The sequence below is a fragment of the Streptomyces sp. NPDC046985 genome (assembly GCF_040644415.1).
Lineage (GTDB): Bacteria > Actinomycetota > Actinomycetes > Streptomycetales > Streptomycetaceae > Streptomyces.
In genome coordinates, this window is the sequence record NZ_JBEYWK010000019.1 from 1 (window position 1) to 26,645 (window position 26,645).

Here is a 26,645-nt window from a genome sequence, read left to right on the forward strand (position 1 = left end):
GGCCGGGGCGGTGGTTCAGCCGAGCGCGTTCAGGCCGGGGGCGAAGGCGATCAGGAGGGGCAGCCGCCCCGGAGATCTCCGGGGCGCCCCGCCTCTCTACCGCCGCGGTGAAGGCGGCTGGTCGCCGTCGGCCGCCGTCACAGGGAAGAAGCGACCTGACGGACCGGCCGCCGCCGCGCGGACGCGCTCCGCGGCTACGCCCCGCGGCGGTGCCGCCCGCCGCCCGCTTCGCCGCTGCCGCTCTCGGCGCTGCCGGGGCCGCTGCCGCCGGCGCCGCCGTCGCCGCTGCCGCCGCGCTCGGCCGTCAGGGCCGCCGCCCCGCGCTCCTTCTCGGCCTCCTCGGTCTTCTCTTGTGCTTCCATCTCCGCGAACACGTCGATGGGGGCGGGCGCCTTCGCCAGGAACACCCAGGTCAGCCAGACGGCGAGCAGGAACGGCGGGATCTTCAGGGCGATCAGGACCCAGCCGAGCTGCGCGGTGTTCGCCCACCAGTACAGCGGGAAGAGGATCGCGCACTTGGCGAGCAGGATCAGGCCCCAGGCCCAGCTCGCCTTCGCGTACGCCTTCTTGCGGCCCGGGTTACGGGTGCGCCAGGAGAGGTTCTCCTTGAAGACCGGGCCGAGGATCAGGCCGATGAGCGGCACTCCGGCGAGCGTGGTGACGATGTACGCCACGCCCAGGCCGAGGGTGTAGAGCATGCCCGGCAGGTAGAAGTCCTTGGCGTTGCCGGTCATCATCGCGAAGACCACGCCGAAGGCGACGCCGAAGACGCCGCTGAAGGCGTGCTTGACCGGGCCCCGCTTCGCCAGCCGGACCACGACCAGCGACAGGGACACCGCCAGCGCGGCGATCGCCGACCAGTGCAGGTCCTTGTCGATCGTGAAGATGGTGACGAAGAGCAGGCCGGGAAGCACCGTCTCGACCATGCCCCGGACGCCGCCGAACGCCTCGAGCAGCGCGGCTTCCGTCGCCGCCCTGCCCCCGTCGTCGGCGGCCGTCTCTTCGGTCGGCTTGTCGAGTGACGTCACCGGCTACTCCCGTCCCAGGGGTCGCAGTTCGTACTTGGGGTTGAACAGCACCCGGCGGCCCCGGCTCATGGAGATCCGGCCCGATGCGATCAGCTTGCGCCCCGGTTCTATCCCCACGATGGAGCGCCTGCCGAGCCACACCACGTCCAGAGCGGCCGAGCCGTCGAACAGTTCCGCCTCCAGGGCCGGGACGCCGGCCCGCGGACGCAGGGTGACCGTGCGCAAGGTACCAGTAACCGTGACGATCTGCCGGTCGTGGCAGTCGCCGATCCGGGTGCAGCCCGCCGTCGCGGTGTCCTCGCGCAGTTCCTCGGACTCCAGGTCCGCCTGCGACGAGGAGAGCCGGTCGAGCATGCGGCGGAACCGGCCCGTCGGCTTCTCGGAGTGGGGAACGGCACTCATGTCTGAAGCCTACCGGGGTGCGCCGACACCGCCGTCACCGCGCTCACCCCTCGAACCGGTAGCCCATTCCGGGCTCGGTGACGAAGTGCTCGGGGTGCGACGGGTCGGCCTCCAGCTTCCTGCGGAGCTGGGCCATGTAGACGCGCAGGTAGTTGGTCTCCGTCCCGTACGACGGCCCCCACACCTCCTGGAGGAGCTGCTTCTGGCTGACCAGGCGGCCGGTGTTGCGCACCAGCACCTCCAGCAGGTGCCACTCGGTGGGCGTCAGCCGTACGTCGCGGCCGCCCCGGTTCACCTTCTTCGCGGCCAGGTCGACGGTGAACGCCTCGGTCTCCACCGTGGTCACCTCGCCCTCGCCCGTGCCGACCGGCTCGGCGCGGCGCACCGCGGCGCGCAGCCGGGCCAGCAGCTCGTCCATGCCGAACGGCTTGGTGACGTAGTCGTCGGCGCCCGCGTCCAGCGCCTGGACCTTCTCGTCGGAGGAGTGCCGGGCGGACAGCACCAGGATGGGCACCCGGGTCCAGCCGCGCAGGCCCCTGATCACCTCGACGCCGTCCAGGTCGGGCAGGCCGAGGTCGAGCACGACCACGTCGGGGTGCCGGGAGGCGGCCAGGTCGAGGGCGGTCCGGCCGTCGTGCGCGGCGTCGACCTCGTATTTGCGCGCCTTGAGGTTGATCACGAGGGCGCGCACGATCTGCGGCTCGTCGTCGACCACCAGCACCCTGGTCATGAAGCCTGCCTTTCGGGGTGTACGGGGCTGTGCTCCCGTGCGGGGCTCTGCTCCCGTCCGGAGCTGTGCTCTCGTCCGGGGCGGTGCGCGGCGTCGGCGCCGGCCGCGGGGGCCGCACTGGTCGCGGGGTCGGCGCCGGCCGCGCGGAGGCTGAGGACCATGGTGAGGCCGCCGCCGGGCGTGTCCTCGGCGGCGAGGGTGCCGTGCATGGCCTCGGCGAAGCCGCGCGCCACCGCCAGGCCCAGGCCGACCCCCGATCCGCGCGGGGCGTCCCCGTGCCGCTGGAACGGCTCGAAGATGCGCTCCTTGGCCTCGTCCGGCACGCCGGGGCCGGGGTCGACGACGCGGACCTCGACGCGGTCGGCGATGGCGCTGGCGGAGACCAGGACCGGCGCGTCGGGCGGGCTGTACTTCACGGCGTTCTCCACGATGTTGGCCATCGCCCGCTCCAGCAGCCCGGCGTCCACGGCGACCATCGGCAGCGTCTCGGGGATGTCCAGCTCCACGCTGTCCTCGGGCACCCCGCCGAGCGCCATCGGCACCACCTCGTCCAGGTCGATCTCGCGGATCAGCGGGGTGACGGTGCCGGTCTGGAGGCGGGACATGTCGAGCAGGTTGCCGACCAGGTGGTCGAGCCGGTCGGCGCCCGCCTCGATGCCTTCGAGCAGTTCGGCCCGGTCCTCCTCGGACCACTCCACGTCCTCTGAGCGCAGCGAGGAGACGGCCGCCTTGATCGCGGCCAGCGGCGTGCGCAGGTCGTGGCTGACGGCGGCCAGCAGCGCGGTGCGGATGCGGTTGCCCTCGGCCAGCGTGCGGGCCCGGTCGGCCTCCTCCTGGAGCCGCCGGCGGTCCAGGACGACGGCGGCCTGCGCGGCGAACGCGGCCAGCACGCGGCGGTCGGAGGCGGGCAGCACGCGTCCGGTCAGCGCCAGCGCCATGTGGTCGCCGACGGGCATGTCCACGTCGGCGTCCTCGGGGCGGTCGAGCGGGGCGCCGGTCCCCACGCGGCCCGCGCAGGTCCACGGGTCCACCTCGCTGTGCCGCTCCAGCAGCGCCACGGACTCCATCCCGAAGGTCTCGCGGACTCGTTCCAGCAGCGCCTCCAGGCTGGTCTCGCCGCGCAGCACGCTGCCCGCGAGGAAGGACAGTATCTCCGCCTCGGCGCGCAGCCGGGCGGCCTGGTGGGTCCGGCGGGCCGCGAGGTCGACCACCGAGGCCACCGAGACGGCCACCCCGACGAAGATGGCGAGGGCGACGATGTTCTTGGGGTCGGCGATGGTGAGCCGGTGCAGCGGGGGCGAGTAGTAGTAGTTCAGCAGGAACGTTCCGACAGCCGCCGAGGCGAGGGCCGGCAGCAGTCCGCCCAGCAGGGCAGCCGCCACCGTCAGGCCGAGGAACAGCAGCATGTCGTTGGCGAGGCCGAGGTGCACGGCGTCCAGCAGCAGCGTCAGGACGGCCGGCCCGAGAACGGCCATGGCCCAGCCCCAGACGATGCGGACCCGGCCGAGCCTGGCGCCCCGGGCGACCGGGAGACCGCGCCCCTTGGCGACCTGGCCGTGGGTGACGATGTGCACGTCCAGGTCGGGGCCGCAGTCACGGGCCACGGTGGCGCCGACGCCGGGCCCGAAGACGTACTGCCAGGTCTTGCGGCGCGAGGAGCCCAGCACGATCTGGGTGGCGTTGACGCCGCGCGCGAAGTCCAGCAGCGCCGCCGGCACGTCGTCGCCGATGACATGGTGGAAGGTGCCGCCCAGGTCCTCCACGAGGGTGCGCTGGAGGGCCAGTTCCTTCGGGGAGGCGGCGGTGAGGCCGTCGCTGCGGGCGACGTAGACGGCCGTCACCTCGCCGCCGGCGCCCTTCTCGGCCAGGCGGGCGGCGCGGCGGATTAGGGTACGCCCCTCCGGGCCGCCGGTCAGGCCGACCACGATCCGCTCGCGCGACCCCCATATCCGCGACACCTGGTGCTCGCTGCGGTAGCGCTGGAGGTACTCGTCGACCCGGTCGGCCACCCACAGCAGCGCGAGTTCGCGCAGCGCGGTGAGGTTGCCGGGCCGGAAGTAGTTGGACAGGGCCGCGTCGACCTTGTCGGGGGTGTAGACGTTGCCGTGCGCCATCCGGCGGCGCAGCGCCTCCGGCGACATGTCGACCAGCTCGATCTGGTCCGCGCGGCGCACCACCTCGTCCGGGACGGTCTCCCGCTGACGCACTCCCGTGATCGACTCGACGACGTCGCCGAGTGATTCGAGGTGCTGGATGTTGACGGTGGAGACGACGTCGACGCCCGCGGCGAGCAGTTCCTCGACGTCTTGCCAGCGCTTGGCGTGGCGCGAGCCGGGGACGTTGGTGTGGGCGAGTTCGTCCACCAGGGCGACGGCCGGGGCGCGGCGCAGCACCGCGTCGACGTCCATCTCGGTGAACGCGCTCCCCCGGTGCTCCAGCCGCCGGCGCTCCACCTGCTCCAGGCCGCTCAGCATCACCTCGGTGCGCGGGCGGCCGTGGTGCTCCACGACGGCGACGACGCAGTCCGCGCCCCGCTCCACCCGGCGGTGGGCTTCGGAGAGCATCGCGTAGGTCTTGCCCACGCCAGGCGCCGCGCCGAGGTAGATCCGAAGCTTGCCGCGTCTCATGGCCCCATTGTCTTCCTGTCACCGCTGTGCACGCAGCGTCGACCTTACGGCCAGCGGTTCGGGCAGAGCGGGCGGAGCGGGGGACGGACGGCCGTCTTTGACGCAACCCTGACGCCGGGGCGGTCGACGGGCAGGCGCCGGGGCGGGTGCGCTCGGCCGCCGCGGCGGCTCAGCGCGGGAACGGGTGCGGGGCGCCGCGGCGATTCGTGCACACGTCCGGTGGCACGCGAGGAGGGCCGCACCCCGCGCGGGGTGCGGCCCTCCTCGATCACGCCGGTTGCGGCTCAGCTACGCCGGTTGCGGCTCAGCGGACCTCGGTGATCTCCGGGCCCCGCTGGAGCTGGCCCATGCCGCCGGAGAAGCGCGAGTGGCCCTCGTCGTCCTGCTGGACGCCCTCGGGCATCATCTGTGCGTCGTTCGGCAGCTTCAGGACGATGGGGTCGCGGGGCGCCATCGGGCCCTCGCCGCGGACCACCACGGTGTCGCGGAAGATCTGCTCCAGCAGCCCGGCGGCCTGCGGCTGCACCGCGCCCTGGCCGGAGATCACGCCGCGCAGGAACCAGCGGGGGCCGTCCACGCCGATGAAGCGCACGACCTGGAAGCCGCCCGCGCCGTCCGGGAGCTGCACCGGGACCTGGGCGCGCAGCTCCCAGCCCAGCGGCCCCTCGACCTCGTCGACGATGCCGCCCTGCTGGGTGATGCCGCTGGCGATCTCGTCGCGCACCTCGCCCCAGATGCCCTCGCGCTTGGGCGCGGCGAACGCCTGCAACTGCACGGCGCTGTCCTGGAGCACCACGGTGGCCGCGACAATCGCGTCGCCCGCGACCTCCACCCGCAGCTCCATGCCGTCCACGCCCGGGACGAACAGGCCGCCCAGGTCCACGCGGCCCTCGCCCGGGTCGCGTACCTCGGAGCCGTCCCAGGGGCCGTCGGGCCGCGGTTCGGGCTCCAGGCGCGCCCGCTCCCGGTCGGCCCCGTTCTCGTCTGCCTCGTCCGCCTCGGTGTCGACGCTGTCGACGACCTGCTCGGTCTCGCCGGCCGCGTCCTCGGCGGCGCCCTTCTTGTTGCGACGTCCGAACACGTCACTGTCCTTCCCGGTCGGATACGACCGAAGCGTATCGATTCCCACCCGTCAGCCCGCCGTCGGCGGCCCGACCGCTTGTGCCGCTCGCGCCGTCCACCGCGGCGTGGCCGCCGGTGGACCCGAAGCCCCCCTCGGCCCGCGCCGAGCCGGGAAGCTCCGCCACCTCCTGGAAGCGGACCCTCTCGACTTGCTGGACGACCAGTTGGGCGATCCGGTCGAAGCGCTCGAACCGCACGGACTCGCGCGGGTCGAGATTCACCACGATCACCTTGATCTCCCCACGGTACCCGGCATCGACCGTCCCTGGGGCATTCACGAGGGCGACACCGCAGCGGGCGGCGAGACCGGAACGGGGGTGCACGAACGCCGCGTACCCCTCGGGGAGCGCGACAGACACGCCCGTGGGCAGCACGGCCCGCTCGCCGGGGGCCAGCTCGCAGGCGGCCGTGGTGCGCAGATCGGCGCCCGCGTCACCGGGCCGCGCGTACTCCGGAAGCGGTACGTCGGGGTCGACGCGCCGGAGGAGCACGTTCAGGGGAGCGCGCCCGGCGGGGCTCACGGGGTTCACAGGGCTCACGAGGGTCACGGGTTCACCTCGAAGGCGCGGGTGCGGCGAATCTGGTCGGGGTCGCTCATGGCGGCCTGGATCTCCTGCTCCCGGCCGTGCTGTACGAAGTGGTCCACCTTCACCTCGATGAACAGCGCCTGCGCGCGGACGGCGACCGGACCGTCGGGTCCGCCGACCCGGCCTGCGGCCCGGGAGTAGATCTTCCGTCCGGCCACGGCGGTGACCTCGGCCTCCAGGCAGAGCGTCGTGCCGACCGGCACCGGACGCACGAAGTCCGTCTCCAGCCGCCCGGTCACGGAGACGGTGCGCAGCAGCCAGTTCAGCGAGCCGAGGGTCTCGTCGAGCGCGGTCGCGAGGACGCCGCCGTGGGCGAGGCCGGGCGCGCCCTGGTGGGCGGGCCGCACGGTGAACTCGGCGGTGACGGCGACGCCCTCTCCCGCGCGGGCCTGGAGGTGCAGCCCGTGCGGCTGCCCGGCGCCGCAGCCGAAGCACTCGGCGTAGTGGGCGCCGAGGAGTTCGCCGGGCGCGGGCGCGTCGGGATGCCGTACGGGCGGCACGGCGTCGGCGGGAGGCTCAAGGGCTGCGGGACTACCACTCACAGGCCCAGACCTTACCCGCGCCGAAGGGCCTCGCGGATTCCGTGCCAAGCTAGCCGCATGCAGCACACCGCCCAGCCGTACGAAGAACGCCTCACCGCGCCCCGCTCGTGGTGGCTGATCAGCTTCCTGGTCGGCGTCTCGTGCGCCCTGATCGTCTACCCGTTCGGCGTCCTGCCGATGCTCGGCGCGCTGGTCGGCGGCGCCGCCGTCGCCGCCGTCGCGGCCAGTTCGTACGGCGCGGTCCGCATCCGCGTGGTGGGCGGCGCCCTGATCGCGGGCGAGGCGAAGCTGCCGGTGACCGCGTTGGGCGAGTCCGAGGTCATGGACGCCGACGAAGCGCGCGCCTGGCGCACCCACAAGGCGGACACCCGGGCCTTCATGCTGCTGCGCGCCTACATCCCGACGGCGCTGCGCGTGGAGGTCACCGACCCGCAGGACCCGACGCCGTACCTGTACCTGTCGACGCGGGAGCCGGAGCGGCTGGCGCAGGCCCTGCGGGCGGCGCGGGCGGCGGAGGCGGAAGCGGCGTAGCGGCCGGGGGGCGGCGGACCCGGCGCGAGCGCCGTCGGCTCAGCCGCGCGGCTGCGTCAGCGGGGTCCGGGCGCGTCGTCGGCCGCTCGAACGGGGTCGTCGGCCACCCAAACGGGGTCTGTGCGCGCCGTCGCCCGGCCCATGCGGGCCCGTGCTCAGCGCCAGCCGCACAAGCGGGTCCTTGCTCAGCGCCGCCCGCCCACGCGGGTCCGCGCTCAGCTCCGCCCGCCCAAACGGGCCCGTGCTCAGCGCCGACTGCCTCAGCGGGACCGCCCGCTCTTCGCCCGGGGCAACCGGGGCCGGTGCGCGTCGCCCTCGCCCACAGTGTCGACGGGTTCGTGGACGCCGTCGCCCGGCCCAGGCGAGTCCGGGGGGCAGCCGGGGCCAGTCGGTGTCAGCGGCCGCCGTGCTCGTCTTCGCTCGCGCCTTCGATCGGCAGGGGGTTCGCGGGGGTGTCCAGCGGCGGCAGCGCGGGCAGGGCGTCCCAGGGGACCTGGATCTTGCGCAGGTCCGCGCGGACGCGGGCGGCGAGCCTTCGGGTGTCGCGCCGGTTGATGGCGGCGCCGACGGCCGCGCCCACCAGGAACGGCATCAGGTTCGGCAGGTCGCGCACCATGCGCTTCATGATCTGCTGGCGCAGTTGGCGTTTGAACTGGCCGCCGAGGGCCGTGTCGATCGTCGACGGCTTCGTCGGGTCGATTCCGCGCTCCCCCGACCAGGAGGACAGGTACGCGATGCTGCGCGCCTTCAGGGGGCCCGGCGGGCGCACTCCGTAGACCTCGTGGAGTTCGGCGATCAGCTTCAGCTCGACGGCCGCCACGCCGGTGATCTCCGCGGCCAGTTCGGTCGGCATCGCGGGCGGCACCGGCAGCATCGCGGCCGCGCCGACTCCGGCGCCCACCGTGGCCGTGCCGTTGGCCGCTCCCGCCACCAGGCGGTCCGCGAGCTGTTCGGGGTCCAGGCCCGGGAACTGCCGGCGGAGCGTGGCCAGGTCACGCACCGGGATGCGCGGGGTGAGGTCGATGATCCGGTCGGCGAGGTGTCCCAGCGCCGACCGAGCACGGCCGCCGCTCTTGCGTGCGCCGCGTGTGGCGGCCCGCGCGGCCCTGCCGCCGATCTCCGCGGCCCGTCGCCGGGCGACGGGCGCGGTCCCGTCCGCGGACGCGGCCGGGTCGCGCCCTGACACCTGATCGAGCGGGGCCGGTCCCGCCGACGCCGGAGCATCGGTCCGGTCGGACGGACGGGAGGGGCCTCGCTCGTGGTCAAGCGCGCCGTGGGGGCCGTCCTGCGGCCCCGAGTCCGCTCCCCAGCGGGGAAAGCGGCGCTTCCAGGGAGGGGTCGAGCCAGTCACGGCCGACCCCGCCTCAGTCGCAGTCGCGGCAGATCGGCTGGCCGTTCTTCTCGCGGGCCAACTGACTGCGGTGATGGACCAGGAAGCAGCTCATGCAGGTGAACTCGTCCTGCTGCTTGGGCAGCACCCGGACGGCCAGCTCCTCGTTGGAGAGGTCGGCGCCGGGCAGCTCGAGACCCTCCGCGGCCTCGAACTCGTCGACGTCCACTGCGGAGGTCGACTTGTCGTTCCGCCGGGCCTTCAGTTCTTCCAGGCTGTCCGAGTCGACGTCGTCGTCGGTCTTGCGTGGGGTGTCGTAATCAGTGGCCATGTCGCTCTCCCCCTCTTGGGTGTCTGCGGTGTCTCCAGCGCACGTAACGCGTGGGAGGCCGGACTTGTGCCCGCCTCGAGGCGGAGATTTTGCCTCACATCAAGGTCTGTTACTCAATCGACACCCAACCGAACTCGTGGAGAGTGATCGGCTTGGATGGCGAAGGGGACCGTACACGGTTCGATCGGCGCACTTCAAAGCGGTCTCACCGTGTACTTCCCGTGATCACGACCCCTGAAAACCCGGATTTTCCCGGCTTTTCCGTCCTCTTCATGATCACGGAGAGTAGATGGCCGGAAATCCGCCTATGTGATCGATCACACATGGATGAACCGGGTTGAGTCCTCGAAAATTCCGCGTACAGCGAACATTTCCGTGGTCCCGGCCCATGGTCTCAGAGCGGCAGAGTGACCCGCATCACCAGTCCTCCGCCCTCGCGCGGCTCGGCCGCGATGTGCCCGCCGTGCGCCCGTGCGACCGAGCGCGCGATGGACAGCCCCAGGCCGACGCCCTTGTCGCTGCCCGTCCGCTCGGTGCGCAGCCGCCGGAACGGCTCGAAGAGATTGTCGATCTCGTACGCCGGGACCACCGGGCCGGTGTTGGCGACGACCAGCACCGCCTGCCCGTGCTGCACGTCTGTGGCGACCTCCACCCAGCCGTCCGCCGGGACGTTGTAGCGCACGGCGTTCTGCACCAGGTTCAGGGCGATGCGCTCCAGCAGCACGCCGTTGCCCTGCACGACGGCGGGCTCGCAGGCGGCGCGGATCTCGACGCCCTTGGCCTCGGCCTCGCCGTGCGTCTGGTCGACGGCCTGGGCGGCCACCTCGGCGAGGTCGACCGGCTTGCGCTCGACGATCTGGTTGTCGCTGCGGGCCAGCAGCAGCAGGCCCTCGACGAGCTGCTCGCTGCGCTCGTTGGTGGCCAGCAGCGTCTTGCCGAGCTGCTGGAGCTCCGCGGGCGCCTCCGGATCCGAGAGCTGCACCTCCAGCAGCGTGCGGTTGATCGCCAGCGGGGTGCGCAGCTCGTGCGAGGCGTTGCCGACGAAGCGCTGCTGGGCGGTGAAGGCGCGCTGGAGCCGCTCCAGCATCTCGTCGAAGGTGTCCGCCAGCTCCTTCAGCTCGTCGTCCGGGCCGTCCAGCTCGATCCGCCGGGACAGGTCCGAGCCGGCCACGGCGCGGGCGGTGCGGGTGATCCGGCCGAGCGGGGACAGCACCCGGCCGGCCATGGCGTAGCCGAAGGCGAAGGCGATGACGGCGAGCCCCAGCAGGGCCAGCAGGGAGCGGCTCAGCAGGTCGTCCAGGGCGTGCTGGCGCTGCTGGTTCACGCACGCGTTCATGGCGTCGTTGAACTCGCTGGGCGACGCCTGGGCGGGCAGGTTGCAGATGGTGCTGGTGACCTTGCCCTCGACGATCTTGAAGGGCAGGTCGCTGCCGGCGTTCAGCGCCTGGGCGGCCAGCAGGTAGATGATCGACAGCAGCAGGATGCCGGCGATCAGGAACATGCCGCCGTAGAGGAGGGTGAGCCGTATCCGGATGGTGGGGCGCAGCCAGGGGAAGGTCGGCTCCGGCCTCCGGGGGTCCCAGGTGGGCTTCGGTGGCGCCTGGGGCGGCGCGGGCGACGCGGCCACGGCGGATCAGATCCGGTAGCCCGAGCCGGGCACGGTGACGATCACCGGGGGCTCGCCCAGCTTGCGGCGCAGGGTCATCACGGTGACGCGCACGACGTTGGTGAACGGGTCCGTGTTCTCGTCCCAGGCCTTCTCCAGGAGCTGCTCGGCGGAGACGACCGCGCCCTCGCTGCGCATCAGCACTTCCAGGACGGCGAACTCCTTGGGCGCGAGCTGGACCTCCGCGCCGTCGCGGAAGACCTCGCGGCGGTTGGGGTCCAGCTTGATCCCGGCGCGCTCCAGGACGGGCGGGAGCGGCACGCTGGTACGCCGTCCCAGGGCCCGCACGCGGGCGGTCAGCTCGCTGAACGCGAAGGGCTTGGGCAGGTAGTCGTCGGCGCCGATCTCCAGGCCCGCCACGCGGTCGCTGACGTCGCCGGAGGCGGTGAGCATCAGCACGCGCGTGGGCATGCCCAGCTCGACGATCCTGCGGCAGACATCGTCGCCGTGCACGAGCGGGAGGTCGCGGTCGAGGACCACCACGTCGTAGTCGTTGACGCCGATGCGCTCCAGGGCGGCCGCGCCGTCGTACACGACGTCGACGGCCATGGCCTCCCGGCGCAGTCCGGTGGCCACCGCATCGGCGAGCAGTTGCTCGTCCTCGACGACGAGTACGCGCACGTCGCTTGTCCTTCCTACGCGCGCCCGCGCGAGGGCCGCTCGGGCGCGCGCGAAGGCGGGGGTCCTTCGTGAGTGTGTGCCTCCATCCTGCCCTTTTCGGCCGTAAGTCGGCTGTAAGCCGAAGGGGCGGCCGCTCGGGAGGACGGCCGGCGAGCAGCGGCGCCGGCGGCCCGGACCGGGACGCGGGCGCCGCGGCCGGACGGGCGAGCAGAACCTTTTCCCGCGAATAGGTTTCCGCGAATCTGAGCGAGGGGAGGACCGCTGTACATCCCGCGATCACGCTCCGCATGTACCACACCACCATGCGGTACCCCGCAATCCGCTTTCGTGCAGAGTGGGCGTGGGTGTCCGGCGCCGTCGCCGCCCAGCCGGGCAGCGCTGGGCACCTGACGCAGACGTGATCTCCCCTTTCGAACGGCACACCCCGTGCCACCGACCCACGACCCAGGACGAGGGGGCGCAGCATGGACGCATTCACCGCAGGACTTCTTCAGCGCATAAAGGCGACCGAGACCGACCTCACGCGGGCTCGCGACGAGGGCGACGACTTCGCCGTCCAGGTGGAGCTGGGCGAACTCGACGACCTGCGCCGCCTCGCCGCCGAGCACGGCGTGGAGGTGGGCATGTCCGCCGCCTGACCGGCTCGCGGACCGACGACAGCACACGCCCGCGGACCAGCGGGCGCACGCACGGGACCCCGGCGAGTCCAGCGCCGGGGTCCCGTGCGTGCGCGTGCGCGGGGCCCCGCCGCGTTCCGGCGGGGCCCTGCGGCGCTGCCCGGTGCTGTGGCCGGAAAGGCGAACCGCTGAGCCTTTCCGGCCACAGCACCGGGTGAGCCTTTCCGGCCAGAGCACTAGTCGTGCCAGGCGCCGAAGTCCTCCAGGAGGTTCTGAAGGGGCTCGAAGACGCCCGGGGACGCGGCGACGGCCAGGTCGCGGGAGACGGGCTGACCGGGGCGTCCGCCGGTGCGGGCGCCCGCCTCGCGGGCGATCAGGTCGCCGGCCGCGTAGTCCCACGGGTTCAGGCCGCGCTCGTAGAAGGCGTCGAGGCGGCCCACCGCCACGTCGCACAGGTCGATCGCGGCCGAGCCGCCGCGCCGGATGTCGCGCACCAGCGGGATCACCCGGCGGGCGACGTCGGCCTGGTGGGCGCGGACGTCGGCGACGTAGTTGAAGCCGGTGGAGACCAGGGCCTGGTCCAGGGGCGGCGCGGGACGGCAGGACAGCCTGCGCTCGCCTGCCCAGGCCCCCGTCGCCCAGGCGCCCCGCCCGCGCGTGGCGTGGAACGTCTCGCCGCGCATCGGGACGCTGACCACGCCGACGAGGGTCTCGCCGTCCAGCTCGGCGGCGATGGAGACCGCCCAGGTGGGCAGCCCGTAGAGGTAGTTCACCGTGCCGTCGAGCGGGTCGATCACCCAGCGGATGCCGGTGGCGCCCGGCGTCGAGGCGCCCTCCTCGCCCAGGAAGCCGTCGTCGGGACGGCGGTCGGCGATCAGGCCGGTGATTAGCTTCTCGGCCTTGACGTCCATCTCGGTGACGACGTCGACCGGGCTCGACTTGGTGGCGGCCACCGTCAGGTCGGCGGGGCGGCCGTCCCGCAGCAGCTCTCCGGCGCGCGCGGCGGCATGGAGGGCGAGCTGGAGCAGTTCAGTGTGCAGGGCGTCGGTCACGGCGGTCCTCACGCGTAGGGGCTGTCGGCGCCCGCGGCGGCGGGACGCGGGGTGCGGGCAGGGCAGCAGCCCACCGGGCAGACGTCGTGGCTCGCGCCGAGGCCGCCGAGGGCGCAGGGCGCGACCGGCTGCCCGCGGCGCGCGGCGGCGCGCTCCAGGACCAGGTCGCGGACGGCCGCGGCGAAGCGGGGGTCGTCGCCGACGGTGGCCGCGCGGCGCACGGGCAGGCCCAGCTCCGCGGCCTTGGCGGCGGCCTCCGTGTCGAGGTCGTAGAGGACCTCCATGTGGTCGGAGACGAAGCCGATGGGCGCCATGACGACGGCCGGGACTCCGGCCGCGTGCCGCTCCTCCAGGTGGTCGCAGACGTCGGGCTCCAGCCACGGGATGTGCGGGGTGCCGGAACGCGACTGGTAGACGAGCTGCCAGGGGCGGTCCACGCCGGTGCGCTCGCGGACCGCGTCCGCGACCAGCCGGGCCGCCTCCAGGTGCTGGCGGACGTACGCCCCGCCGTCGCCGTGCGCCTCGACCGGGCCGGAGGCGTCGGCGGCCGCGGTCGGGATCGAGTGGGTGGTGAAGGCGAGGTGCGCGCCGTCGCGGACCTCCTCGGGAAGGTCCGCGAGGGAGGCGACGACGCTGCCGATCATGGGTTCGAGGAAGCCGGGGTGGTTGAAGTAGTGCCGCAGCTTGTCGACCTCCGGCAGCTCCAGGCCCTCCTCGCGGAGCGCGGCCAGCGCGTCGGCGAGGTTCTCGCGGTACTGGCGGCAGCCGGAGTAGGAGGCGTAGGCGCTGGTGGCCAGGACCAGGACGCGGCGGCGGCCGTCGCGGACCATGTCGCGCAGGGTGTCGGTGAGGTACGGCGCCCAGTTGCGGTTGCCCCAGTACACCGGCAGCTTCAGGCCGTGCTCGGCGAAGTCCTTGCGGAGCGCGTCCAGCAGGGCGCGGTTCTGCTCGTTGATCGGGCTGATGCCGCCGAACAGGAAGTAGTGCTGCCCGACCTCCTTGAGGCGTTCCTTGGGGATGCCCCGCCCGCGGGTCACGTTCTCCAGGAACGGGACCACGTCGTCCGGCCCCTCCGGGCCGCCGAACGAGAGCAGGAGCAAGGCGTCGTACGGGGTGGCGTCGAGCGCGTCTGACATGCCTCGATCCTGCCACCCGGCTCTGACAGCCGGGATCCCGACCCACGCGGACCGGGGTGCGTTAGGGTCGCCTAAGTCGTAAGCCGTATCGGCTGCCCACGCGCCTTACCGTCCCTCGGAGACCCTGTGCCCAGCCCCTATCGCGCCCTGTTCGCCGCCCCCGGCTCCAGGGGCTTCTCCGCCGCGGGGTTCGTCGGCCGGATGCCGCAGTCGATGACGGGCGTCGGCGTGGTGACGATGATCTCCCAGCTCACCGGCCGCTACGGGCTGGCGGGCGCGCTGTCGGCCACGATCGCGCTGGCCGCCGCCGCGCTGGGGCCGCAGATCTCGCGGCTGGTCGACCGGCACGGGCAGGCCCGGGTGCTGCGGCCGGCGACGCTGGTGGCGCTGGCCTCGGCGGCGGGGCTGCTGCTGGTAGCGCATCTGCGGGGGCCGGACTGGGCGCTGTTCGCGTGCGCCGCCGGAGTCGGCTCGGTGCCCAGTCTCGGCGCCATGGTCCGCGCCCGCTGGGCCGCCCTGTACCGCGGGACGCCGCTGCTGCACCTCGCCTACTCGTTCGAGTCGGTGGTGGACGAGGTGTGCTTCGTCGTCGGGCCGATCGCCTCCATCGGGCTGTCGACGGCCTGGTTCCCGGAGGCGGGCCCGCTGCTGGCCGCCTGCTTCCTCGCCGTGGGCGTCTTCTGGCTGACCGCGCAGCGCGCCACCGAGCCGGCGCCGCACCCGCGCGCGCAGCAGGCGGGCGGTTCCGCGCTCCGCTCGGCCGGGCTGCGGGCGCTGGCGGGCGCCTTCGTGGCGACCGGGGCGATCTTCGGGGCGGTCGACGTGGTCACCGTGGCCTTCGCCGACGAGCGGGGGCACAAGGGCGCCGCGAGCGTCGTGCTGGCGCTGTACGCGGCGGGCTCCTGCACGGCCGGCCTGCTGTTCGGGCTGCTGCCGCCCTCCGCAGCGCCCGCCCGCCGCTGGCTGCTGGGCGTCTGTGCGATGGCCGTGAGTATGATCCCCCTCCTACTGGTCGGGAACCTGCCGTTTCTGGCCGTGGCGCTGTTCGTAGCGGGTCTGACCGTCGCTCCCACGATGATCACGACGATGGCCCTCGTCGAAGAGCACGTACCACGCGCGCACCTGACGGAGGGCATGACCTGGGTGAGCACCGGCCTCGCGGTCGGGGTGGCGCTCGGGTCGTCGGCGGCCGGCTGGGTGATCGACGCGGCCGGCGCACGCGCCGGGTACGGGGTCCCGGCGGTGGCCGGGGCGGTCGCGGTGGCGGTCGGTTTCCTCGGGTACCGCCGGCTCAGCAGGCCGGCGCAGGGTCGGGGAGGCTCCCTTGAGCAGGACAGCGAGCGCGCGGAACGGCACGTGGCGTAACTGGGGAGGCACCGTCGCCGCCCGCCCCGCGCGGGAGGTCGCGCCCGCCTCGGTCGAGGAACTGGCCGCCGCGGTGCGCCAGGCCGCCGAGGACGGCCTGCGGGTGAAGGCCGTCGGCAGCGGCCACTCCTTCACCTCCGTCGCGGCCACCGACGGTGTGTTGATCCGCCCTCATCTGTTGACCGGCATACGCTCCCTTGACCGGGCGTCCATGACGGTCACGGTGGAGGCGGGCACTCCGCTCAAGCGGCTCAACATGGCCTTGGCGCGCGAGGGCCTGTCCCTCGCCAACATGGGCGACATCATGGAGCAGACCGTGGCCGGCGCGACCAGCACCGGCACCCACGGCACCGGCCGCGACACGGCCTCGATCGCCGCCCAGATCATGGGCCTGGAGCTGGTCACGGCGGACGGCTCGGTGCTCACCTGCTCCGCGCGGGAGCACCCGGACGTCTTCGCGGCCGCCCGGATCGGCCTCGGCGCGCTGGGCGTCGTCACGGCGATCACCTTCGCGGTGGAGCCGGTCTTCCTGCTCACCGCGCGCGAGGAGCCGATGCCCCTGGAGAGGGTGCTCGCCGAGTTCGACCAACTATGGGCGGAGAACGAGCACTTCGAGTTCTACTGGTTCCCGCACACCGGCGGCACCACGACCAAGCGGAACAACCGCAGCGCCGGACCCGAGGCGCCGGTGGGGCGACTGGCCGGGTGGTTCGAGGACGAACTGCTGTCCAACGGCGTCTTCCAGGTGGCCAACTGGGTCGGCCGCGCGGCGCCCGCGACGGTGCCGTCGATCGCCCGGATCTCCAGCCGCGCGCTGTCCGCGCGGACGTACACGGACATCCCCTACAAGGTCTTCACGTCGCCGCGCCGGGTGCGCTTCGTGGAGATGGAGTACGCCGTCCCGCGTGCCGCCCTGACCGGCGCCCTGCGCGAGCTGAAGGCGATGGTGGACCGCTCCGGACTGCGCGTGAGCTTCCCGGTGGAGGTGCGCACCGCGCCCGCCGACGACGTGACGCTGTCCACCGCCTCGGGCCGCGACAGCGCCTACATCGCGGTGCACATGTTCCGCGGCACCCCCTACCAGCGCTACTTCACCGCCGCCGAGCGCATCTTCACCGCGCACGAGGGCCGCCCGCACTGGGGCAAGATCCACACCAGAGACGCCGAGTACCTGGCCGCGGCCTATCCGTGCTTCGGCGAGTTCACCGCGCTGCGGGACCGGCTGGATCCGGAACGCCGGTTCCAGAACGACTACTTGCGGAGGGTCCTGGGGTCGTAGCGGGCCCGCCGGACGGGGACGGCGTGCCGCTGGGGCCCGTCCCGGGCACGCCGCCGAGGCCGCCCGCGCCGGTGTCGCCGCCCGCGCTCCCGTCGCCCTGGCCGCCGTCCTGCTCCGCACCGCGCATGCCGCGGTTCTCGGGCCTTTCAGGCATATTTGGTTTTTTCCTTGCTTTCCCACACAGGGCCGATTCTCCCTATCAGATCGGCCTGTTGCATGAGAAAAGGACGTAAAAGCGGAACTACTAGGTCCGTTTCTGGCGATTCCGTGAAGTGCGCCACGTCCATGATCGAGACGAGGGATCGGGGGTAACTGAGCCCCTGTCGTCGCAAGAAGTCGAGTGGCGCGCCTATCTCCGCACATGGCCCGAATGGAGTACTGTTGCGCATCCTGGGCTCGCTCTCCCGCCAGGACGTCCGGGGTCCTGCTGGACCGCCGGGAGGGGGAGGGTCGCGCAGGGTGATGATTTCGGTCACTGAGCGTGGAGAAAAGGTAACCGTGCCATAACGGCGAGCCAGGTCCTTTGCCCGACACGCCGGGCAACTCGGCAAGGTTGTGGCAGGCTGCACCCGGGCAGGCCACACTCGACTAGCGGAAGCAGCGACGCACGTGACGTCGGCAGGCACCACCCGGGAGGTCCCCATGCCCGAACTGCGTGTCGTGGCCGTCTCCAATGACGGCACACGGCTGGTGCTGAAGGCTGCGGACAGCACGGAGTACACGCTTCCGATCGACGAACGGCTCCGCGCCGCCGTGCGCGGCGACCGTCCCCGCCTCGGCCAGATCGAGATCGAGGTGGAGAGCCACCTCCGCCCCCGCGACATCCAGGCGCGCATTAGAGCCGGTGCGACCGCGGAAGAGGTCGCCCAGCTCGCCGGCATCCCGGTGGACCGGGTGCGCCGCTTCGAGGGCCCCGTGCTCGCCGAACGCGCCTTCATGGCCGAGCGCGCCCGCAAGACCCCGGTGCGCCGCCCCGGCGAGAACTCCGGCCCGCTGCTCGGCGAGGCAGTCCAGGAACGGCTGCTCCTGCGCGGCGCGGACAAGGACACCGCGCAGTGGGACTCCTGGCGCCGCGACGACGGCACCTGGGAAGTCCTGCTGGTCTACCTGGTCGCGGGCGAACCGCACTCGGCGAGCTGGACGTACGACCCGCCGCGGCGCCTGGTGCAGGCCGTCGACGACGAGGCGCGCGCGCTGATCGGCGAGACCGAGGACCTCGGGACGCCGGAGCCCAGCTTCCCCTTCGTGCCGCGCATCGCACGGCTGCCGCGCGACCGCCCCTTCGACCGCGAGCGTCCGGCGCTGCCGGCCCCTGCGCTCGAACCCGCCGAGGAGAGCGTGAGCGAACGGGACTCGCTGACCAGCCTGTTGGAAGCGGTGCCGAGCTTCCGCGGCGACTTGGTGGTGCCCGATCGCGTCCAGGAGCCCGCGGACGAGCCCGACGAGGAGACCGCGGCGGAGGAGCCGCCGGCCGCCTCCGTCGGGGCCGGGTCCGCCTACGCCGACGTGCTGATGCCGCGCGCCGTGCAGAGTCACCGGGACCGGCTCGTCGGCGCGACCGACCGCCAGGCCGAGGCGGACGGCGTCCGCCCCGGCCGCCGCGCCGCCGTCCCGAGCTGGGACGAGATCGTGTTCGGCACGCGGCGCAAGAAGCAGGAGTAGACGGCGTCCTACGGCGAAGGGCCGCTCCCGTATCGGCAGCGGCCCTTAGACATGCGGCGCCTGGCCGTCGTCCGGCGGCCCGTCCCCGGCCCCTCCCGCCACCGGTCGCCGCGCCCGCCCGGTTACGAAGTCCGGCGGGCAGGCGGACCCAGCCGGGTCGGGACCCTCCACCACGGACCGGGCGGAGAAGACGGACACGGCGGCGGACTACCGGGGAGCCGGGCCCACCGGCCACGGGCCGCCACCGCGGGGAACGGGCCCGGCGGACTACTGCGGGTCCGGGCCCACCGCCACCGGCCGGGACGGGTCGGAGGACCACTCCGACCACGAGCCGACGTACAAAGCGGCCGGGACGCCCGCCACGGCCAGTGCCAGTACCTCGTGCGCCGCGGAGACGCCCGACCCGCAGTAGACGCCCACCTCGCCGCCGCCGTCCGCGCCCAGCGCCGCGAACCGCGCCCGGAGTTCGGCCGGGGGCAGGAACCGCCCGTCCGGAGCGGTGTTCTCCGTCGTCGGCGCGGACACCGCTCCCGGGATGTGGCCGCCCACCGGGTCGATGGGCTCCGTCTCACCGCGGTACCGCTCCCCCGCGCGCGCGTCCAGCAGCACGCCCGAGCGCGCCAGCCGCGCGGCGCCGTCGGCGTCGAGCAGCGGCACGGCGCCCGACGCCGGTGAGAAGTCGCCCTCGGCCGGCGCGGGCACGTCGGTCTCCAGCGGCCCGTCCCAGGCCGCCAGCCCGCCGTCCAGGACCCGCACGTCCGGGTGCCCGGTCCAGCGCAGCAGCCACCAGGCGCGGGCCGCCGCCCAGCCCTGTCCGCCGTCGTATACGACGACCGGCCGGGAGGCACCGACACCCGCGCGGCGCATGGCGGCCCCGAAGTCCTCGATCGACGGCAGCGGATGACGGCCGTTCCCGCCCGGCGACGAGGCCAGTTCGCGGTCCAGGTCGACGAAGACGGCGCCCGGGATGTGCCCGGCCTCGTACGCGGCCCGTCCGTCGAAGGGCGGTCGGCCGCCCGCGCGGGCCGTGCTGAGCTGCCAGCGGACGTCGAGCAGCACCGGCGGGCGAGACCCCGCGAGGTCGGCGGCGAGATCGGATGCGGAGAGGACAGCGTTCATGGTCGCCATCCTCGCGCACAGGGTGGCCGCGGCGCCCAGGCCGGGCTAGTGCTGTGGCCGGGCAGGTCCCACCCCGAGGCGTGCGGGACCGAACACCACCGTGCGGTCGGCCTGATGGCGTCCGTCTGATCGACGTGCAGGACGTTTTCCGGCGAACCCCGGCGGACAGGCTGAGAAACGAACGGAACCGTTAACGCAGGAGTGTCGACGGGGGGGGCTCGCCATGGTGACGATCGTTGTGTTCTTCGGACTCCTGGTGGGTGCCGTGGTCACGCTCCTGTGGGTCCTGCTGCGGCGCGGCAGTGGGCCGACGGAGAACGCGGACGGGCTGCTGATCGAGGAGGCGCGGCGCCGAGCGGCGGACCGCGACCGGAGGTCCTTCAACGCGTTCGCCCAGCACAACATCGCGCCCACCATGGGGGACAGCTACCACACGGAGCGGTGAGCGAGCGGGCGAGCGCCCTGCCCGCCGCTGACTGAGTCAGGGACCCCACACCCCGCAACTCAGCCCGGGGCGGCCGGAACGGCGCCTGGTCCCGTCAGGACCAGGCACGGCAGGTCCGGGCGACGTACCGTGCGCGGGGCGGGAAGGTCAGGCCGAATCGACCGGCAGGACGTCCGGCGAGAGCGCGCTGGCACGCGCGGCGGCGCTCGTGACACGGCGGCGGTGGTGGCGTCGGCAGAGCACTTCGTAGGCGACCTCCGCGGCAGGGGGGTTCACATCGCCGACGACGACCTGTTCGCCTTCCACCACCATCTCGCCGCCCAGCGTGCGGGCGTTGTGCGTGGCACGCGCCCCGCACCAGCACAGCGCCTCCACCTGGAGCGCCTCGATCCGGTCCGCCAGCTCGATCAGCCGCTGGGAGCCCGGGAAGAGTTTGGTCCGGAAATCGGTCGTGATGCCGAAGGCGAAGACGTCGAGATCCAGGTCGTCCACGATCCGCGCCATCTGGTCGATCTGCTCCGACGCCAGGAACTGCGCCTCGTCCACAATCAGGTAGTCGACCCTGTCGCCTTGCGACATCCGGCCCACCACATAGGCGTAGAGATCCATCCCGGACATCGCCTCGACGGCGTCCGTCACCAGACCCAGCCGCGAGGACAGCTTCCCCTCCCCCGCCCGGTCGTCCCGGGTGAAGATCATGCCCACCAGACCGCGCGCGGAGCGGTTGTGCTCGATCTGGAGAGCCAGCGTCGACTTCCCGCAGTCCATCGTTCCGGAGAAGAACACCAGCTCGGGCATGAGGGGTCGGACGCCTTTCGGTGCGCGGCGGGGAGGGGCCGGAAAGGGGACGGGGAACGCGGCGAGCCCGGGGGGTGGGGGCGCGGCGGTGGGCGTGCGGCGGTCCTAGGAGCGTACTTCGAGCAGGGGGACGAGCTGTTCGGCAGGGGTCATGGATCCGTGGTTGCCGACCATCAGGGATTCCTTGGGCTCCCGCTCCGAGGCGATGAGCAGCACGTCGTCGCGGGCGGCGGCGACCACGTCGCCGATGCGCGCGTACACGCGGTCGTCGATCCGCGGCCCGAACCAGCCGGCGTCGATCGCCTCGTCCCGCGAGGCGACCCAGAACTGCTCGCCCAGCACCTCCCGCCAGCAGGTCAGCACGTCGTCCGCGGCGCCCGGCACCGCGTAGACGTGCCGGGCGCGGCCCTCGCCGCCGAGCAGGGCGACGCCCGCGCGCAGCTCCCAGTCCTCGTCGAAGTCGATCCGGTGCCGCTCGTCGAAGGGGACGTCGATCATGCCGTGGTCGGCGGTGACGTACAGGACGCTGCGCTGCGGCAGTCGCTCGGCCAGCCGCTGGACCAGCCGGTCGACGTGCATGAGCTGGCCGCGCCAGGTGTCGGAGTCGACGCCGTAGCGGTGGCCCGCGCCGTCCAGCTCGGAGTAGTAGGTGTAGACGAGGGCGCGGTCGCCTGCGGCGAGCTGGTCGGCGGCGACATCCATGCGCTCCTCGCCGCTCAGCCGCCCCAGGAACGTTCCGCCGCTGAGCGCGACCTTGGTCAGCGGGGTGTTCGCGAAGGTCGGGGAGGACACCTGGGCGGCGTGCACCCCCGCGCGCTGGGCGAGCTGGAAGATCGTGGGGTACGGCTGCCAGGCGTGCGGGTCGGTGTACGGCTGCCAGCGGAGCTGGTTCATCAGGTCGCCGGTGCGGGGATCGCGCACCGTGTAGCCGGGCAGGCCGTGGGCGCCGGGGGGCAGGCCGGTGCCGACGGAGGCGAGGGAGGTCGCGGTGGTGGCGGGGTAGCCGGCGGTGATCGGGCGCCCGGTGCCGCCGCGCGAGCTGTCCAGCAGGGACGTGAGGAAGGGCGCGTACTCCGGGTGCTCCCGCACCTGCTGCCAGCCCAGGCCGTCGACCAGGAACACGCAGGCGCGGTCGGCAGGGGTCAGCTCGGCGATGGCGGCCGTCGTCCCGGGCACGCCCATGCCCGCGGCGATCGTGGGCAGCAGGTCGGCGAGGGAGCCGGATCCGTAGGCGGGGACGGGCGCGGACCCGACGGCCAGGGGCTCGGGGTGGTCCCAGGCGGTGGACTGTGTCATCAGCGGGTCAGGTCCGCTGTGGCCTCGGAGACGGCCTGGGCGAAGGCGAGGGTCTGGCGGACCGTGTCCGGGCCGTCGCCGGTCTCGCTGACGCGCAGGCTGAGGTCGTCCGCCGTGGAGTTGCCGGTGTAGCCGTGGTCCGCCTCGCAGTTGGGGTCGCCGCAGGCGGCGGGCTCCAGGTCGATGCGGGAGACGGCGCCCCAGCCGATGGTCAGCACCACCTCGCGGGGCAGCGTGCCCGGCGCGTACTGCTCCGGGTTGGCCACGACCCGGCTGACCACGACGGACGAGATCCGGCTGAGCTTCACCGACTCGGTGGAGGTCGTGGCGTACGGCGTCGGGGAGGTGGTGTCGGCGGACTGCTCGTCGGTGTGGCTGACGATGAAGCGGTTGCCGGTGAGGACGAGCACCGTGACGTGCCGGCGGACCTCGTTCTGGTCGAAGGTGGTCTCCTGGTGGACCAGGTACGACCGGATGGGCTCGCCGCCCACGGCGGCCTCCACCGCCTCGGCCACGAGAGCCGGGTAGTAGCCGCTGCGCTCGATCGCCGCCCGCAGCCCCTGGGTCGTCGTACTGGTCTTGGCCATGCCGCCCATCCTACGGGGGCGCGCTGACTGCGCGGCGCCGCCGCACATCGCGCGAGCCCGCTCAGTAGGCGGGGAGCGTGCGCGGGCCGAGGTCGTCCCGGGCGGGCGGGCGCGCGAGACGCACGCTCGCGCCGAGGACGCTCACCCCGCGCGGGGCGACGACGACCGGCTCCAAGGTGATCCCCGCGACTTCGGGGTGATCGTCCACCAGGCGCGACAGGCGCAGCAACAGCTCCTCCAGGGCCGGGGTGTCCACCGGCGCCGAGCCGCGCCAGCCGAACAGCAGGGGGGCGGTCCGGATGGACCGGATCATGGAGGTCGCCTCCCGGTCGGTGACCGGGACCAGCCGGTGGGCCATGTCGTCGAGCAGTTGGGAGGCCGCTCCGGCGAGCCCGAAGGTGAGCACCGCGCCGGCCGCCGGGTCGATGACCGCTCGTACGACGGTGTCGACTCCGCGCGGCGCCATCGCCTGCACCACCGGCCGCAGTTCCTCGGGCTTCCCGAAGAGGTCGGCCAACTCGGCGTAAGCCCGGCGCAGTTGCCCCTCGTCGGCGAGGTCGAGACGGACGCCGCCCAGGTCGGCGCGGTGCCGCAGATGCGGTGCGGTGGCCTTCAGGGCGACGGGGTAGCCCAGGGCTTGTGCGGCCTCCGCGGCGGCGTCCGCGGTGGGCGCGGGGTGCGCCCGGCGGACGTGAACGCCGTAGCGGCCGAGCAGCGCGCAGGTCTCCTCGGCGCCGAGCGTGAGCCCCTGCCCGCCGGCGAGCAGCCCGTCGATGAGCGCGGCGGCGCCCTTCTCGTCGATGTCGTCGTACTCGGGCACCCGGCCCGGGTCGGCGGCCTCCCGCCGCCACTGCGCGTACCGGACGGCCTCGGCCAGCGCCCGGACGGCGCGCTCGGCCGCGGGGTAGGCCGGAATGAGGCGGGGGCGGGCGTCGGGCGGCGGGACGGCCCCAGGCGCGGTCCCCGGAGCGGTGGCCGGGGGCGGCCCGAGCGCGCTCCCGAGCACCCCCGGGACGCTCCGGCCGGTCGCGGCGGCCCGACTCGGCGGAGTGGGGTGGTCGGGGTGGCTGGGGCGCTCAGGATGACTGAGACGACTGGGGTGGCTGGGACGGCTGGGGTGTGCGGTGTGGCTCGGCTCGGCGGCCGGACTGAGATCAGCGGGCTGGCCTGGGTGAGCGGGCGGACTTGGGTGAGCGGGCTGAGCGGGCTGACCTGGAGGGACGGCCGGGTCGGGGTGACCGGCCGAGTCGGCGTTGACGGCCGAGTCGCCGTGACCGGCCGGGTCCGGGTGACCGGGCTGACGCCGGTGGGCGGCCGGGGCAGGGTGAGCGGCGGCGCCGTCCGTCTCGCCGCGGGGGCCCGGCGCCGCCTGCGGGCCGGTGCTCGCCGCGGCGGACAGCGCCTCCGCCAGGCCGCCGAGTTCGACGTGGACCACCAGCACCGGCTTGCCGGGGACGGCTTCCGCGGCGGAGCGCAGGGCGGCGGCGAGGGCCGCGTCGTGGTCGGGCCCCTCCCCCAGCGCCGGTATCGCGGTCACCACGACGGCGTCGGTCGTCTCGTCGGCGAGGGCGCGCGCCAGCGCCGACCGGAAGTCCTCCGCCGAGGCCGCCGTCGTCAGGTCCAGCGGCGGCTGGGGGCGCAGTCCTTCAGCGAGGCAGCGGTCGTACGTCAGGACGCCCAGGGACTCGGAGTTCCCCAGGATCGCCACCCGGGGTCCCGGGGGCAGCGGCTGCCGGGCGACCAGCAGTCCGGTGTCGACCAGTTCCGTGATGGTGTCCACCCGGATCACCCCGGCCTGCCGCAGCAGCGCGGAGACCGTCGCGTGCGGCAGGCCGGTCGCCCGTACGGTGTGACCCTGGGGGGCCGATCCGGCGCCCTGCACCACGACCAGCGGCTTCGCCGCCGCCGTGCGCCGGGCGAGCCGGGTGAACTTGCGCGGGTTGCCGATGGACTCCAGGTACATCAGGACGACGTCGGTGTCGGGGTCGTCGTACCAGTACTGAAGGGCGTCGTTGCCCGAGACGTCCGCCCGGTTGCCGGCCGAGACGACCGTCGACACCCCGGTGACCCCGGTGACGCCGCCGCCGCGCCGGTGCAGCCGGGACAGCAGGGCGATGCCGATGGCCCCGGACTGGGTGAACATCCCGATCCGGCCGGGGCGGGGCATCTCGGGGGCGAGGGAGGCGTTGAGCCGGACGCCGGGTGCGGTGTTGACGATCCCGAAGGCGTTCGGGCCGATGACGCGCATGCCGTACGAGCGCGCCTGGCGGACGAGCGCGCGCTGGCGCTCGCGCCCCTCGGGGCCGCTTTCCGCGTACCCGGCGGAGATCACGACGAGTCCCTGCACGCCGTGCTCGCCGCACTCGGCGACGACGTCGGGGACCTGTTCGGCGGGGACGGCGACGACCGCGAGGTCCACCGGCCCGTCGATCTCGCGCACCGAGCGGTGGACGGGCGCCCCGCCGACGGTCCTCGGGCCCGCGCCCTCCTCGCCCGCCTCGCCGTATGCGCGGTTGACGGCGTACAGCCGACCGGTGAAACCGGCGTCGCGGACGTGGTCCAGGATGCTGCGGCCCACTCCGCCGGGCGCGCGGCCGGCCCCGATCACGGCGACCGAGCGGGGCGCGAGCAGCCGCCGCACCGACCGCGCCTCGGCGCGCTGCTCCCGTGCGCGCTGCACGGCGAGGGAGCGGTCCGTCGGCTCGATGTCGAACTCCAGGCGCACGACGCCGTCCTCGAAGCTGCGCTTCTGGGTGTACCCGGCGTCCGTGAACACTTTGATCATCTTGCTGTTGGCGGGCAGCACCTCGGCGGCGAAGCGGCGGATGCCGCGCTCGCGGGCGACGGCCGCGAGGTGCTCCAGGAGGGCGGAGGCGACCCCGCGCCCCTGGTGGGCGTCCTGCACCAGGAAGGCGACCTCCGCCTCGTCGGCGGGCGCGGAGGCGGGCGCCCCGGTGGGGCCGACCCGGTCGTAGCGTACGGTGGCGATGAACTCGCCGCCGACGGTGGCCGCGAGTCCCACCCGGTCCACGAAGTCGTGGTGCGTGAAGCGGTGGACGTCCTTCGCGGACAGACGCGGGTAGGGCGCGAAGAAACGGTAGTACTTGGACTCGTCCGACACCTGTTCGTAGAAGCTGACCAGCCGGTCGGCGTCCTCGGCGGCAATGGGCCGGATCCGTGCGGTTCCGCCGTCGCGCAGCACTACGTCGGCCTCCCAGTGGGCGGGGTACGCGTGCCGGTCCGACGGGGTCTGCATGGGCCCCAGAGTACGGCTCGCGTCTGACAGCGACCCGAGGCAGTCTGTGGAGGACGTGCGCGAGGACGCGCCCGCCGGACCGAGGCCGCGGTCCGGCGTCGTCCCGAGGGCATCGCCCAAGACGGGGGTGCTCCGCGTGTGGGAAACTGGTCTAGACAACCTGATACATCTGAAGGGCAGCATCACATGGCTGAGCGCCGCGTCAACATCGGCTGGACCGAGGGCCTCCACGCCCGCCCCGCCTCCCTCTTCGTCCGGGCCGCCACGGCCTCTGGGGTCCCCGTGACGATCGCCAAGGCCGACGGCGCCCCCGTCAACGCGGCCTCCATGCTGGCCGTCCTCGGTCTCGGCGCCCAGGGCGGCGAGGAGGTCGTCCTCGCCTCTGACGCCGAGGGCGCTGAGGCCGCCCTGGACCGGCTGGCCAAGCTGGTCTCCGAGGGCCTCGAAGAGCTTCCCGAGACGGTCTGACCCGCTCGCACAAACGCTACGGCGAAACCGCGCCGCCCCTTTTCGGGC

The 26,645-nt window shown here is 73.6% G+C and carries 25 protein-coding genes; 7 read left to right on the top strand and 18 right to left on the bottom strand.

Translation table 11 applies throughout. The features are described from left to right. Positions 1 to 194 precede the first annotated feature (194 nt). The 7 genes from ABZ861_RS23540 to ABZ861_RS23570 all read right to left on the bottom strand — a co-directional run bounded on the left by ABZ861_RS23540 (position 195) and on the right by ABZ861_RS23570 (position 7,038). Positions 195 to 1,028, bottom strand: a complete 834-nt coding sequence (locus tag ABZ861_RS23540) for a DUF3159 domain-containing protein (RefSeq protein WP_361633221.1) — start codon at positions 1,026 to 1,028, stop codon at positions 195 to 197. Between the two features lie 3 nt (positions 1,029 to 1,031). Further along, positions 1,032 to 1,430, bottom strand: coding sequence for an OB-fold nucleic acid binding domain-containing protein (locus tag ABZ861_RS23545; RefSeq protein ID WP_361633224.1), 399 nt, complete (start codon positions 1,428 to 1,430; stop codon positions 1,032 to 1,034). A gap of 43 nt (positions 1,431 to 1,473) precedes the next feature. Next, entirely contained in the window at positions 1,474 to 2,160 is a 687-nt protein-coding gene (locus ABZ861_RS23550; protein WP_361633227.1) for a response regulator, read from the bottom strand. Continuing rightward, positions 2,157 to 4,787, bottom strand: a complete 2,631-nt coding sequence (locus tag ABZ861_RS23555; protein WP_361633230.1) for a sensor histidine kinase KdpD — start codon at positions 4,785 to 4,787, stop codon at positions 2,157 to 2,159. Before ABZ861_RS23555 ends, ABZ861_RS23550 begins: the two co-directional genes overlap by 4 nt. Before the next feature lie 304 nt (positions 4,788 to 5,091). Continuing rightward, a complete protein-coding gene (locus tag ABZ861_RS23560; RefSeq protein WP_361633233.1) occupies positions 5,092 to 5,868 on the bottom strand; it encodes a DUF3710 domain-containing protein in 777 nt (258 codons plus the stop codon). 1 nt (position 5,869) lies between these two features. Further along, a complete protein-coding gene (gene dut / locus ABZ861_RS23565) occupies positions 5,870 to 6,439 on the bottom strand; it encodes a dUTP diphosphatase (RefSeq protein WP_361633553.1) in 570 nt (189 codons plus the stop codon). A gap of 14 nt (positions 6,440 to 6,453) precedes the next feature. After that, positions 6,454 to 7,038: a PaaI family thioesterase gene (locus ABZ861_RS23570; protein WP_361633236.1), complete on the bottom strand. Its 585-nt coding sequence runs from the start codon at positions 7,036 to 7,038 to the stop codon at positions 6,454 to 6,456. Between the two features lie 57 nt (positions 7,039 to 7,095). Here ABZ861_RS23570 and ABZ861_RS23575 point away from each other — a divergent pair, with 57 nt between their 5' ends. Continuing rightward, positions 7,096 to 7,569 carry a DUF3093 domain-containing protein gene (locus ABZ861_RS23575; RefSeq protein ID WP_361633239.1) on the top strand — a complete coding sequence of 158 codons (474 nt, stop codon included), beginning with the start codon at positions 7,096 to 7,098 and terminating at the stop codon, positions 7,567 to 7,569. A gap of 394 nt (positions 7,570 to 7,963) precedes the next feature. Here ABZ861_RS23575 and ABZ861_RS23580 read toward each other — a convergent pair whose 3' ends face one another. From ABZ861_RS23580 to ABZ861_RS23595, 4 genes are all read right to left on the bottom strand, one after another. Beyond that, the gene (locus ABZ861_RS23580) at positions 7,964 to 8,920 is read right to left on the bottom strand and encodes a hypothetical protein (RefSeq protein ID WP_361633242.1); all 957 of its coding nucleotides are present in this window, start codon (positions 8,918 to 8,920) and stop codon (positions 7,964 to 7,966) included. Between the two features lie 13 nt (positions 8,921 to 8,933). After that, a complete protein-coding gene (locus ABZ861_RS23585; protein WP_005481602.1) occupies positions 8,934 to 9,230 on the bottom strand; it encodes a DUF4193 domain-containing protein in 297 nt (98 codons plus the stop codon). A gap of 394 nt (positions 9,231 to 9,624) precedes the next feature. After that, entirely contained in the window at positions 9,625 to 10,857 is a 1,233-nt protein-coding gene (locus ABZ861_RS23590) for a HAMP domain-containing sensor histidine kinase (protein WP_361633245.1), read from the bottom strand. Between the two features lie 6 nt (positions 10,858 to 10,863). After that, the gene (locus tag ABZ861_RS23595; protein WP_361633248.1) at positions 10,864 to 11,517 is read right to left on the bottom strand and encodes a response regulator transcription factor; all 654 of its coding nucleotides are present in this window, start codon (positions 11,515 to 11,517) and stop codon (positions 10,864 to 10,866) included. 464 nt (positions 11,518 to 11,981) lie between these two features. Here ABZ861_RS23595 and ABZ861_RS23600 point away from each other — a divergent pair, with 464 nt between their 5' ends. Next, on the top strand, positions 11,982 to 12,155 hold the full coding sequence (locus ABZ861_RS23600; RefSeq protein ID WP_361633251.1) for a hypothetical protein: 174 nt from the start codon (positions 11,982 to 11,984) through the stop codon (positions 12,153 to 12,155). Positions 12,156 to 12,370: 215 nt separating this feature from the next. Here the strand turns inward: ABZ861_RS23600 and ABZ861_RS23605 are convergent, their stop codons facing one another. Both ABZ861_RS23605 and ABZ861_RS23610 read right to left on the bottom strand, forming a co-directional pair. Then, complete coding sequence (locus tag ABZ861_RS23605; protein WP_361633254.1) at positions 12,371 to 13,186, bottom strand: inositol monophosphatase family protein; 816 nt, start codon at positions 13,184 to 13,186, stop codon at positions 12,371 to 12,373. Between the two features lie 8 nt (positions 13,187 to 13,194). Next, complete coding sequence (locus ABZ861_RS23610) at positions 13,195 to 14,322, bottom strand: ferrochelatase (protein ID WP_361633257.1); 1,128 nt, start codon at positions 14,320 to 14,322, stop codon at positions 13,195 to 13,197. A 126-nt stretch (positions 14,323 to 14,448) separates the two neighbouring features. Between ABZ861_RS23610 and ABZ861_RS23615 the strand changes: the two genes are divergently transcribed. The 3 genes from ABZ861_RS23615 to sepH all read left to right on the top strand — a co-directional run bounded on the left by ABZ861_RS23615 (position 14,449) and on the right by sepH (position 18,628). Continuing rightward, the gene (locus tag ABZ861_RS23615) at positions 14,449 to 15,687 is read left to right on the top strand and encodes an MFS transporter (protein ID WP_361633260.1); all 1,239 of its coding nucleotides are present in this window, start codon (positions 14,449 to 14,451) and stop codon (positions 15,685 to 15,687) included. After that, the gene (locus ABZ861_RS23620; RefSeq protein WP_361633263.1) at positions 15,647 to 16,966 is read left to right on the top strand and encodes a D-arabinono-1,4-lactone oxidase; all 1,320 of its coding nucleotides are present in this window, start codon (positions 15,647 to 15,649) and stop codon (positions 16,964 to 16,966) included. The genes ABZ861_RS23615 and ABZ861_RS23620 overlap by 41 nt, the downstream gene beginning before the upstream one ends. 642 nt (positions 16,967 to 17,608) lie before the next feature. Beyond that, entirely contained in the window at positions 17,609 to 18,628 is a 1,020-nt protein-coding gene (sepH, locus tag ABZ861_RS23625; protein ID WP_361633266.1) for a septation protein SepH, read from the top strand. A gap of 267 nt (positions 18,629 to 18,895) precedes the next feature. Here sepH and ABZ861_RS23630 read toward each other — a convergent pair whose 3' ends face one another. Then, on the bottom strand, positions 18,896 to 19,747 hold the full coding sequence (locus ABZ861_RS23630) for a sulfurtransferase (RefSeq protein ID WP_361633268.1): 852 nt from the start codon (positions 19,745 to 19,747) through the stop codon (positions 18,896 to 18,898). 223 nt (positions 19,748 to 19,970) lie between these two features. On the opposite strand from ABZ861_RS23630, the gene ABZ861_RS23635 reads away from it, so the two are divergent. Continuing rightward, positions 19,971 to 20,192: a hypothetical protein gene (locus tag ABZ861_RS23635; RefSeq protein WP_361633271.1), complete on the top strand. Its 222-nt coding sequence runs from the start codon at positions 19,971 to 19,973 to the stop codon at positions 20,190 to 20,192. Positions 20,193 to 20,339: 147 nt separating this feature from the next. Here the strand turns inward: ABZ861_RS23635 and ABZ861_RS23640 are convergent, their stop codons facing one another. The 4 genes from ABZ861_RS23640 to ABZ861_RS23655 form a co-directional block, all read right to left on the bottom strand. After that, positions 20,340 to 20,990, bottom strand: a complete 651-nt coding sequence (locus tag ABZ861_RS23640; RefSeq protein WP_361633274.1) for a thymidine kinase — start codon at positions 20,988 to 20,990, stop codon at positions 20,340 to 20,342. A 105-nt stretch (positions 20,991 to 21,095) separates the two neighbouring features. Next, positions 21,096 to 22,286: a nucleotide pyrophosphatase/phosphodiesterase family protein gene (locus ABZ861_RS23645; RefSeq protein ID WP_361633277.1), complete on the bottom strand. Its 1,191-nt coding sequence runs from the start codon at positions 22,284 to 22,286 to the stop codon at positions 21,096 to 21,098. Beyond that, positions 22,286 to 22,882: a DUF5998 family protein gene (locus ABZ861_RS23650; protein ID WP_361633280.1), complete on the bottom strand. Its 597-nt coding sequence runs from the start codon at positions 22,880 to 22,882 to the stop codon at positions 22,286 to 22,288. Before ABZ861_RS23650 ends, ABZ861_RS23645 begins: the two co-directional genes overlap by 1 nt. A gap of 52 nt (positions 22,883 to 22,934) precedes the next feature. Continuing rightward, positions 22,935 to 26,129, bottom strand: a complete 3,195-nt coding sequence (locus ABZ861_RS23655) for a GNAT family N-acetyltransferase (protein ID WP_361633283.1) — start codon at positions 26,127 to 26,129, stop codon at positions 22,935 to 22,937. Positions 26,130 to 26,315: 186 nt separating this feature from the next. On the opposite strand from ABZ861_RS23655, the gene ABZ861_RS23660 reads away from it, so the two are divergent. Next, positions 26,316 to 26,597, top strand: a complete 282-nt coding sequence (locus ABZ861_RS23660; protein ID WP_361633286.1) for an HPr family phosphocarrier protein — start codon at positions 26,316 to 26,318, stop codon at positions 26,595 to 26,597. Positions 26,598 to 26,645 lie beyond the last annotated feature (48 nt).